We start from the raw sequence: 3,147 nt of genomic DNA, 5'->3' as shown, positions 1-3,147 counted from the left end.
TCTGGGCGACGTGCGCCTTGATCTTGCTGGCCGGCATCGCCACGGTGTCGTGGTACGCCGAGTTCGCGTTACGCAGACGCGTGAGCATGTCTGCGATGGGGTCGGTCATGGTCATGATGGCCTCAGGCCTCTCTCGCCGTGGTTTCTCCGCGCCAGGTCCCCCTGCCGCACTCCGGGGAGTGCGGCAGGGGCACAGACGCAGGGGACCTGCGGCGTCGTAAGACTGGGTGCGAGCCCTCCAAAGAGGATCACCTGCCGCCATGGGGCGGCCGTGACAGGGGGCCCGACCCCACTACCTTACGGGATTCCGTACGGGAGCCCAAACCTGCTCAAAAGAACAGTGTGGGCGGTGTGGGGCCGGGCACCTCTGCTTCGCTAGCTGACGAGAACGTCCTGGATTACCAGGAGCTCTTGGTCACGCCCGGCAGCTCGCCGCGGTGCGCCATCTCACGGAGGCAGACACGGCAGAGGCCGAACTTGCGGTACACCGAGTGCGGACGGCCGCAGCGCTGGCACCGGGTGTAGGCCCGGACGCCGAACTTCGGCTTCCGCTCGGCCTTCGCGATGAGGGACTTCTTCGCCATTGGCTCACGCCTCCTTGAACGGGAAGCCCAGAGCGCGCAGGAGCGCCCGGCCCTCGTCGTCGGTCTGAGCGGTGGTCACGACGGTGATGTCCATACCGCGCTGACGGTCGACCTTGTCCTGGTCGATCTCGTGGAACATGACCTGCTCGGTCAGACCGAAGGTGTAGTTGCCACGGCCGTCGAACTGCTTGGGGGAGAGACCACGGAAGTCACGGATACGCGGCAGGGCCAGCGACACCAGACGGTCCAGGAACTCCCACATGCGGTCACCACGGAGGGTGACGTGGGTGCCGATCGGCTGGCCCTCGCGCAGCTTGAACTGCGCGATGGACTTGCGAGCCTTGGTCACGGCCGGCTTCTGACCGGTGATCGCGGTCAGGTCGCGGATCGCGCCCTCGATCAGCTTGCTGTCACGGGCGGCCTCGCCGACACCCATGTTGACGACGACCTTGACCAGGCCGGGCGTCAGCATGACGTTCTCGTACGAGAACTGCTCCTGCAGCTGACCCTTGATCTCGGAGTTGTAACGCTCCTTGAGACGGGGGGTCACCTTCTCAACAGACGTCTCAGACATCAGATGTCCTCACCGGTTCGCTTGGCAACGCGGATCTTGTTGCCCTCGTCGTCGAAGCGGTAGCCCACGCGGGTGACGACCTTCTTGCCGTCCTTCTCCACGACCAGCTGGACGTTGGAGACGTGCACCGGGGCCTCGACGGTGACAATGCCACCCTGAGTGCCCGGACCCGGCTTGGTGTGCTTCTTGACCCGGTTGACACCCTCGACCAGGACCTTGTTCTCGGCGGGGAGGGCCTGGATGACCTTGCCCTGCTTGCCGCGGTCCTTGCCGGTGATGACCTGGACCAGGTCACCCTTCTTGATCTTCATGCTGTTCGCCATGAGTTAGAGCACCTCCGGCGCAAGCGAGATGATCTTCATGAACTTCTTGTCGCGCAGCTCACGGCCCACCGGGCCGAAGATGCGGGTACCGCGGGGGTCACCCTCGGTGTTCTTGAGCACGACGGCGGCGTTCTCGTCGAACCGGATGTACGAACCGTCGGGACGACGGCGCGACTTCACGGTACGGACGACGACGCACTTGACGACGTCACCCTTCTTCACCGAACCGCCGGGGATCGCGTCCTTGACGGTGGCGACGATGACGTCCCCGATACCGGCGTAGCGGCGACCGGAGCCACCGAGAACGCGGATGCAAAGGATTTCCTTCGCGCCCGTGTTGTCGGCGACACGCAGTCGCGACTCCTGCTGGATCACAGCTTTCTCCTGATCGTCAACGAGAGCTGACGGGCCGGCCGCTGCTCACACCAGCGCCCACAGGGGGCCTGGTGCACATACGGCCGTACCGCATCAACTTCGTTACTTGGCCTTCTCGAGGATCTCGACGACGCGCCAGCGCTTCGTCGCGGACAGCGGGCGGGTCTCCGCGAGGAGGACCCGGTCGCCGATGCCGCAGGCGTTCGCCTCGTCGTGCGCCTTCAGCTTGTTCGTACGGCGGATGACCTTGCCGTACAGCGCGTGCTTGACGCGGTCCTCGACGGCGACGACGACGGTCTTGTCCATCTTGTCGCTGACGACGAGGCCCTCACGGGTCTTGCGGAAACCGCGCGTCTCGTTGGTGTTCTCAGTCATCAGGCGTTCTCCACCGTCTCGATGCCCAGCTCGCGCTCGCGCATCAGGGTGTAGATCCGCGCGATGTCCTTACGGACGAGCTTGAGCCGTCCGTGGTTGTCGAGCTGCCCGGTCGCCGCCTGGAAGCGGAGGTTGAACAGCTCCTCCTTGGCCTCACGGAGCTTGGCAACGAGACCCTCGTTGTCCAGCTCGCGGAGGTCAGCAGCCTTGGTGCCGGCCGACATCAGCTCTCACCTGCCTCGCGCCGGATGATCCGGCACTTCATCGGGAGCTTGTGAGCTGCGCGGGTCAGCGCCTCACGAGCCACCTTCTCGTTGGGGTACGACAGCTCGAACATGACCCGACCCGGGTGCACGTTCGCGATCCACCACTCGGGCGAACCCTTACCGGAACCCATGCGGGTCTCGGCCGGCTTCTTGGTGAGCGGACGGTCCGGGTAGATGTTGATCCAGACCTTGCCGCCACGCTTGATGTGACGGGTGACGGCGATACGAGCGGACTCGATCTGCCGGTTCGTCACGTAGGCCGGGGTGACGGCCTGGATGCCGTACTCGCCGAAGGCGAGCTCGGTGCCACCCTTGGAAGCGCCACGGCGCTTCGGGTGGTGCTGCTTGCGGTGCTTGACCCGACGGGGGATCAGCATTGGGTCAGGCCTCCGTTCCGGTGTTCTCGGCAGCCGGAGCCTCGGTCACCGGGGCCGCGGGGGCCTCGGCGGCGGGACGACGGCCACGGCCACCGCGCTCGCCACCACGGCGCTCGCCACCGCGGGCGGGACGACCACCCTCGGGACGGGCCGGGCGGTTGCCCGAGCGGGCAGCGGCGTTCTCAGCGCGGACCTCGGCGATGTTCTTGACGTCGCCCTTGTAGATCCAGACCTTCACGCCGATGCGGCCGAAGGTCGTCTTGGAAGAAGCCG

General features: G+C 65.9%; 8 protein-coding genes and 1 pseudogene. All 9 read right to left on the bottom strand.

Annotated elements, in window-relative coordinates:
* A partial coding sequence (rpsH, locus tag C2142_RS40250; protein WP_241003256.1) for a 30S ribosomal protein S8 occupies positions 1–115 on the bottom strand: 115 nt, incomplete at its 3' end.
* Between the two features lie 283 nt (positions 116–398).
* A complete protein-coding gene (locus tag C2142_RS23005) occupies positions 399–584 on the bottom strand; it encodes a type Z 30S ribosomal protein S14 (protein ID WP_030393303.1) in 186 nt (61 codons plus the stop codon).
* A 4-nt stretch (positions 585–588) separates the two neighbouring features.
* Positions 589–1,158 (bottom strand): 50S ribosomal protein L5, encoded by a 570-nt coding sequence (gene rplE, locus C2142_RS23000; protein ID WP_030300393.1) that lies wholly within the window; start codon positions 1,156–1,158, stop codon positions 589–591.
* Positions 1,158–1,469, bottom strand: coding sequence for a 50S ribosomal protein L24 (gene rplX, locus C2142_RS22995; protein ID WP_148644962.1), 312 nt, complete (start codon positions 1,467–1,469; stop codon positions 1,158–1,160). Before rplX ends, rplE begins: the two co-directional genes overlap by 1 nt.
* Positions 1,470–1,484: 15 nt before the next feature.
* Positions 1,485–1,856, bottom strand: coding sequence for a 50S ribosomal protein L14 (gene rplN, locus C2142_RS22990; protein WP_030055827.1), 372 nt, complete (start codon positions 1,854–1,856; stop codon positions 1,485–1,487).
* Positions 1,857–1,958: 102 nt separating this feature from the next.
* The gene (gene rpsQ / locus C2142_RS22985; protein WP_030055826.1) at positions 1,959–2,231 is read right to left on the bottom strand and encodes a 30S ribosomal protein S17; all 273 of its coding nucleotides are present in this window, start codon (positions 2,229–2,231) and stop codon (positions 1,959–1,961) included.
* On the bottom strand, positions 2,231–2,455 hold the full coding sequence (gene rpmC / locus C2142_RS22980) for a 50S ribosomal protein L29 (protein ID WP_063348970.1): 225 nt from the start codon (positions 2,453–2,455) through the stop codon (positions 2,231–2,233). The genes rpsQ and rpmC overlap by 1 nt, the downstream gene beginning before the upstream one ends.
* Positions 2,455–2,874, bottom strand: coding sequence for a 50S ribosomal protein L16 (rplP, locus tag C2142_RS22975; RefSeq protein ID WP_030393299.1), 420 nt, complete (start codon positions 2,872–2,874; stop codon positions 2,455–2,457). The genes rpmC and rplP overlap by 1 nt, the downstream gene beginning before the upstream one ends.
* A 4-nt stretch (positions 2,875–2,878) precedes the next feature.
* Positions 2,879–3,147: pseudogene (locus tag C2142_RS40245) on the bottom strand (30S ribosomal protein S3); the annotation flags it as partial.

It is taken from the genome of Streptomyces sp. CB01881, from assembly GCF_002953255.1.
Classification (GTDB): Bacteria; Actinomycetota; Actinomycetes; order Streptomycetales; family Streptomycetaceae; genus Kitasatospora.
The sequence above is the reverse complement of the archived record's forward strand: the minus strand, read 5'-3'. Positions and strand labels throughout refer to the sequence as shown.